This is a genomic window from Dactylosporangium siamense (assembly GCF_016862795.1).
In the GTDB taxonomy this organism is placed as follows: domain Bacteria; phylum Actinomycetota; class Actinomycetes; order Mycobacteriales; family Micromonosporaceae; genus Dactylosporangium; species Dactylosporangium siamense.
Genome location: NZ_BONQ01000021.1, coordinates 150,684 through 157,180, shown reverse-complemented (window position 1 = coordinate 157,180; position 6,497 = coordinate 150,684). Strand labels below are relative to the sequence as shown.

Below are 6,497 nucleotides of genomic sequence, written 5' to 3'. Positions count from 1 at the left end.
GGTGAGTGCCGAGCCGTCCAGCGCGCCGCCCGCCGGATCGCCGGTGTACACCGAGCCCACGTACATCGCCCCCACCTACGGCATGGCCGCGTACACGGCACCCACGGACCCGGAGGCGCCCACCGTCCGGGCCGAGCAGCCCGAGGTCGACCTGACCAAGGCCGAGCGCGACGAGCCACCGGCCGGGGCCCCCTTCGAGCCTCCGGCGGGTTCCGCGTCGCCGCCGCCGCCCGGGCCGCCGCCCGGACCGCCCGGTGCGCCGCCCGGTGGCAACGGACCGTTCGGACCGCCCCCCGGCGGCAACGGACCGTTCGGACCGCCCGGGGCGACGCCGTTCGGCAGCGGCTTCAACCGGAGCAACCTCGTGCGCCCCCAGCAGGGCCGCTACGTCGCCGGCGTCTGCGCCGCGATCGGCCGGGCCACCAACACCGACCCGACCCTCTGGCGGGTCATCTTCGCCGTGCTCACGCTCGCCGGCGGGATCAGCATCGTCGCGTATCTGCTGGGCTGGCTCCTGCTGCCCGCCGAGGGCGACACCGGCTCCCCGCTCGAGGCGCTGCTCGGCCGCGGCCGGTCGACGACCTCGGCGCCCCTCGCCATCGTGATCGGCGTCGGCGCGGTGCTGGCGTTCCTCCTGGTGATGTCCCGCAACGTCGGCCCCGCCGCGGTCGGCCTGGCCGTGGTCATCGGCGTGGTCGCGCTGCTCGTGCGCGGGCAGGGCAACCTCCTCGGCGCCCCGCAGGGCAACCAGCCGGGTGGCGGCACTCCGCCCGGGACCCCACCGGGGCCGTTCGTGCCGCCGCCGGCCACGACGCCCTTCCCGCCGTCGGTGCCGCCGTTCCAGCCGAGCACCCCGCCGTTCCAGGCGGCGGCTACCGGTCCGGCCGGGGCACCATCCGTACACCCGGCATGGCTGCAACACCAGACCGTCGTGACGCCACCCCAGGCCCCGCCGGCACCGACGCGGCCGGCCATGACGCCTCCCGTGCCGCCGCTGCCGCCGCTGCCGCCCCTCGTGCCGGCCGGCTACCGGCCGCCGTTCGCGCCGCACGGACCCTTCGGCAACAGGAGCCCCTACGCGGCGTCACTCGGCTACCCGGCCGGCATGCCGGGGTCGCCGTATCCGGGGCTCGCCCCGAAGCCGCCGAAGCCACCGAAGGTGCGCTCCCGCCTCGGCCGGGTGATCTTCTCGCTGATCTGCGTGTCGCTGGGCGTGCTCGCCGCGTTCGAGGTGACCACGGCCAACTTCCTGGTCAGCACGTACTTCGCGGTGCCGCTCGCGGTCGTCGCGATCGGCCTGATCGTCGGCGCGTGGTTCGGCCGGGCCCGACTCATGATCCTGCTCGGGGTCCTGCTGAGCATCGCCCTGGCGATCTCGACCGCGTCGACGGTCGAGGACATCGGCCGGCCGCAGCGCATCGAGAACATCAACCTCAACCCGACCTCGGTCAAGCAGCTCGACAACGACTACCGCACCGACATCGGCGACATCAACGCCGACCTGTCCGGGGTCAACTTCACCGGCGAGAACACCGATCTCGAGTTCCGGATCGACCTCACCGGCAACATGCGCATCACCCTGCCCCCGAACGTGGACGTCACCGTCAAGGTCCGCGTCGAGGGCGGCGACTGCCACATCCTGGGCCGCGAGTGCGGCGGGTTCAACCAGAACAACGAGTTCACCGACACCGGGACCGACGGTGTCGGCGGCGGCGAACTGCACCTCGACCTCTACCTTCGTTACGGCAACCTGGAGGTGACCCGGTGAAGCCGCACCGCACCGATGGCCTCTCCCTCACGTTCGGCCTGATCTTCCTCGGTATCGTGATCGTCTGGCTGTTCAACCAGACGTCCACGGTCAATCTCAACGCCGGCTGGATCGTCGCCGTCGGACTGATCGTCTTCGGGCTGCTGGGACTGCTCGGAGCCCTGCGCTCCGACAAAAACGACAAACCTTCGAGTTCGGTGCCGGCGTCGCACGACGGGGACGACTTGGACTAGACACGGAATATGCTGGGCCGGCGGGGCACGCTTTTCCCGCCGGCCTTGCTTTGTCTTTTTTTGAGGAGCCCTTCAGACATGACCCAGTCTCCCGTCGGTGGCGCGTCCGGCGTCTCCCGCCGCCCGATCCAGATCGGTGACCGCGCCGCCCGGGTCCTCGCCAGTGAGCTCGCCCGCCACGGCGGACCCAAGACCGGCCTGCTCGTCGGCGCGGCCGCCGGCTCCGCCACCCTCGCGGCCGCGATCGACGCACTGCTGCCCGACGACCGGCTGACCGTCGTCGCCGGCTCCCTCGGGGGCGCCACCGCGCTGCGCGAACACGTCGAGCGGCAGGGCCGCTGGGTGACCGACCGGACCCGCGTCGTCGAGTCGCACGCCGAGGCCGAGCCGGCCGACGTGGTGATCCTCGCCGAGCCCCTGTCCGGCAGCGCCGACGAGGCCCGGGCCGTCCTCGCCGACCTGACCAAGCTCGTCAGCCCCGGCGGCGTCCTCACCGTCGTCGTCCCGGCGACCCGCCTGCCGAGCGGCGCCGCCGACGAGGTGGAGCGCCAGGCCGCCCTGTATGGCGTGGGCAGCGACCTCGTCCTGCGCAACGTGCCGCCGGTCCGCGTGCACCGCCTCCGGCACACCCCGGCCCACCACGCCGCGGCGCACAACCTGCTGCCGGCCTTCCGCCCGTCGAGCGTCCCCCTCACCCGGGGCATGAACATCGACTCCAACGGCGTCGCCGCCGCCGGCATCGCGCTCGGCCTGGCCGTCGTGGCGAAGGCCGCCCGCCCGAAGTCGAAGCTGTGGCTGATCCCGGCCCTCGCCGCCGCCCCGGTCGCCGCCTTCTTCCGCGACCCGCAGCGCGAGGTCCCCGAGGACGCCGGCTCCGTCGTCGCCGCCAGCGACGGCAAGGTCCTCGGTGTCGAGCGCCTGCACGACAAGCGCTTCGGCGACATCGAGTTCCTCCGCATCGCGGTCTTCCTGTCCGTCCTGGACGTCCACGTCAACCGCGCCCCCGTCGCCGGCAAGGTCGTCGACTACTTCGTCGAGGACGGCGGCTATGCCGCTGCGATGAAGCCGGAGGCGGAGCACAACGTCGCGGCATACACGCTGCTGGAGACGGCGCACGGCCCGGTCGCGGTCGTCCAGCGCACCGGCCTGATCGCCCGCCGCATCGTGCAGCGCGCCCCGGTCGGCTCACTCCTCGCCAAGGGCGAGCGGTTCGGCCTGATCCGGTTCGGCTCCCGCACCGACGTCTACCTCCCGGCGGACAAGGCCACCCCGGCCGTCGCCCCCGGTGACCGCGTGGTGGGCGGCGCGACGGTGATCGCGAACTGGCTCTGACCGCTTCCGTGATCCGGAATACTTCGTGCACCCCCGGGTGATCAAGGTTTACCGGATCACGGGAAACCCGACGCCGGCCCGACGGCATCTCCGGTGATCCGGTAAATCCTGTCCACCCCTGGTGGTCAAGGTCTTCCGGATCACCGGCAAAGCGAAGCGCCCCGCGTCCGGGGAACCGGAGGCGGGGCGCTTCGTGTCGGAGCAGCGTCAGGCGGTGACGTGGCGGCGCTGGCGGAGCCAGAGGACCGGGCCGCTCACCAGGTACGCCAGGACCACCGCGACGAACGTCAGCCGGAAGTCGACCAGAGCGCCGACGACCGGCAGGACGAACAGCCACGGCGGGAGCTTCGCCAGGCGGGCGAGCTTGGCATACGGGAAGCTCGACACCATCGCCAGGCCCAGGACGGCGACGCCGGCCACCCGCAGGACGGGGGGCATCTCCGGGGCGATGAGCGTGGCCAGGGCGAGCACCGCCGCGCACATGGTGGTCGGCACGCCGCAGAAGAAGCGGCCGTCCTTCGGCGACACGTTGAAGCGGGCCAGGCGGATCGCGGCGCAGGCGGCCACGAGCCCGCAGGCCGGCATCAGGACGGCGGCCGGGGCGGAGTCGTTGAGCCAGGCGTAGACGACGACGGGTGCGGCCAGGCCGAAGGAGCACATGTCGGCGAGGGAGTCCATCTGGGCGCCGAACGGGCTGGCGACGCCGAGGCGGCGGGCCAGGAAGCCGTCGAGGCCGTCGAAGACGACGCAGGCGATCAGCAGGGTGGCCGCGATGCGGACGTCGCCGTGGTTGACGGCGATGAAGATCGCGGCGAGGCCCAGCAGGAGGCTGCTGATGGTGCAGGCGTTGACGAGGGCGAAACGGATGCGCCGGGCGACGGTGCGCTCACCGGGCAGCAGCGGGATGCTGAGGCCGGGGCCGTCGTCGGGAGCGACCGCCAGGGGCGGCACGGCCGGGCTGACCGGAGCGACCGACACGACGTCTCGTGACAGTCCGTCACGGCGCCGCATACGCAGTCGGGGGAGCCGGACCCTGCCCTCGCGGGCGTCGGTCTCAGTCGGCGGCGGCATGAGCAGCGCGGTGGCGCCGGCGACGTTTCCGTCACCGCGACGACCGACCCGCCCGGCGAAGAGCACCTGGCGGGCAAGCGAACCGCTGCGTCGCAGCCGCCCTGCCCACTGCCGGCCCCCTCCGGGGCGCGGACTGTCCGTGGTGCGTCGTCGCTGCCAAGGTGCTCTCGGCACTGATCCTCCATGCAGGAACGGGGTTCCCACGGTCGCATTCGAGGGCGTTTTGCCCCTAGTTGCCCGTCTTCGCGAGACTGCCTCGCGATCTACACCATCGCATATCGTGTCGCGCTTGGCGATGGCTCAGATAGGAACCCGCCTAGAAACATGCTCTTCCAGGGCTCACGTCGGACTACTCAGCGTAGTACCAAATTCACCTACAATTTATCTTAACGACGACGATCACTTTCCCGTCGCGGGAGTGAGGCGGCCCACTGGACGACCTCGGTGACGTGGAGGGCGGGCAGCTCGGCGCGGGTGAACCAGGCCGCCGCCGCGGTCGAACCACCGGCCGCCTCAGTCACTCTGGGTGTGGTCGGCGAGGGCACCAGGACGCGGTACAGGGCGCGCACCGCGTGCCAGTTGATCGGGTAACCCTCCGGGCCGATCGCGCCGGGGTTCCGCCGGTGGGTGACGCCGAGCAGTGAGATGATCTCGCCCTGCTGGGCGGTCTCCTCGACCAGCTCGCGCAGCAGCGCCTCGGCCGGCTGCTCGCCGTGGTCGGTGCCGCCGCCCGGCAGGTGCCACTTGCCCGCGCCCGGATACCCCGGCGCGATCTGGGTAAGCAGGACGTTGTCCAGCGGGTCGGTGACGAAGCCGTACGCGGCGAAACGCTGACCGGTCGGCAGTCCGTTGGGGTCCGAGCGCTCGGTGAAGTCTCCGACGGCCGCGCCGGGCGCCGCGGCGACCTCGAAGACCACCCGGTCCTCGTGGAGCTCGGGCGTGACCACGGCGTGCACGTCGAGCACCGACAGCACCACGACGGACAGGTCGGCCTGCTCGACGAAGTGCCGGACCATGGCGGTCGTGGGGCTCTCGCCGTGGCGGACCGGTCCCCCGATGTCGTCGGTGCCGCCGGGACGGCGGCCGTAGACAGTGATCATCCGGGATGCGCTCATGATCTCAGCGTAGGCCGACCCCTCGGAGCGCCTCCTCGGTGACCTCCGTCAATGCGAGTTCGTCCAGCTCCTCGGGGTCGAACCAGCGGGCCTCCGCGGTGGAGCCGCCGACGTCGTGGATCACCGGGCGGCTGGAGCGGGCCACGTGGACGCGGTAGAACGCCCGGACGCCGTGCCAGTCGATCGGGTAGCCCTCGGGGCCCAGCTGGGCCGCGTCCCGGTGCGAGGCGACGCCGAGCAGCTCGACGATGCGGCCCTCCTGGCCGGTCTCCTCGACCAGCTCGCGGATCAGGGCCACCCCGGGCTGCTCGCCGAAGTCGGTCCCGCCGCCCGGCAGGTGCCAGGAGCCGCCGCCGGGGTACCCCTCGGAGATGCGGGTCAGCAGGACGCGGCTGCGCCGGTCGGTGCACACGGCGTAGGCGGCGAAGCGCTGGGCCCGGTGCAGCCCGTCCGGGCCGGGCACGGCGTAGAAGGACGGCACCTCGGGCACGCCGTCGGGGCGCAGGTCGACGGCCGCCTCGACCAGGCCGAGCGCGTCCGCGGTGAACCGGCGCAGCGGCAGCTGCTCCGCCTCCTCGCGGGTGACCCAGCGGGCCAGGTCGGTCGGCTGGCCGACCCGGTCGCGCAGCGCGCCGCCCCGCATCGTCACCTCGTAGATGAGGCGGTCGGTGTGGATCGTGAGGCCGCGGTCGGGCAGCGCCCGCATGTCGGCGATGACGTCGCGGAGGTGGGCCACCGCGACCGAGAGGCCGGTCTCGGCGGCTGTCTCGCGCACGACGGTGTCGACCGGGTTCTCACCGTGGTCGACGGCGCCGCCGGGCAGCGACCAGACTCCGGGCGTGCCGGACTTCGCCGACGCCCGGACCAGCAGGAACTCGTCGGAGTCGGCGATGACGCAGTAGGCCGCGATGCGTCGGAGCGGCTGTAACGCTGGAGTCACGGAGATAAATTGTCCGGCATTTCAAGCCAGGAGCAAGG

The 6,497-nt window shown here is 72.5% G+C and carries 6 protein-coding genes; 3 read left to right on the top strand and 3 right to left on the bottom strand.

Translation table 11 applies throughout. From position 1 onward, the window contains the following. The 3 genes from Dsi01nite_RS58250 to Dsi01nite_RS06725 all read left to right on the top strand — a co-directional run. Positions 1-1,768: PspC domain-containing protein (locus tag Dsi01nite_RS58250; protein WP_203845145.1), on the top strand; the 1,768-nt coding region annotated here is incomplete at its 5' end. Then, entirely contained in the window at positions 1,765-2,001 is a 237-nt protein-coding gene (locus Dsi01nite_RS06730) for a hypothetical protein (RefSeq protein WP_203845144.1), read from the top strand. The genes Dsi01nite_RS58250 and Dsi01nite_RS06730, both read left to right, overlap by 4 nt. A 78-nt stretch (positions 2,002-2,079) precedes the next feature. Further along, positions 2,080-3,333 carry a phosphatidylserine decarboxylase gene (locus Dsi01nite_RS06725; RefSeq protein ID WP_203845143.1) on the top strand — a complete coding sequence of 418 codons (1,254 nt, stop codon included), beginning with the start codon at positions 2,080-2,082 and terminating at the stop codon, positions 3,331-3,333. 207 nt (positions 3,334-3,540) lie between these two features. Here Dsi01nite_RS06725 and Dsi01nite_RS06720 read toward each other — a convergent pair whose 3' ends face one another. From Dsi01nite_RS06720 to Dsi01nite_RS06710, 3 genes are all read right to left on the bottom strand, one after another. Continuing rightward, a complete protein-coding gene (locus Dsi01nite_RS06720) occupies positions 3,541-4,500 on the bottom strand; it encodes a CDP-alcohol phosphatidyltransferase family protein (protein ID WP_203845160.1) in 960 nt (319 codons plus the stop codon). Positions 4,501-4,790: 290 nt separating this feature from the next. Further along, positions 4,791-5,519: an NUDIX hydrolase gene (locus Dsi01nite_RS06715; protein WP_203845142.1), complete on the bottom strand. Its 729-nt coding sequence runs from the start codon at positions 5,517-5,519 to the stop codon at positions 4,791-4,793. 4 nt (positions 5,520-5,523) lie between these two features. Next, the gene (locus Dsi01nite_RS06710; RefSeq protein WP_203845141.1) at positions 5,524-6,459 is read right to left on the bottom strand and encodes an NUDIX domain-containing protein; all 936 of its coding nucleotides are present in this window, start codon (positions 6,457-6,459) and stop codon (positions 5,524-5,526) included. Positions 6,460-6,497 lie beyond the last annotated feature (38 nt).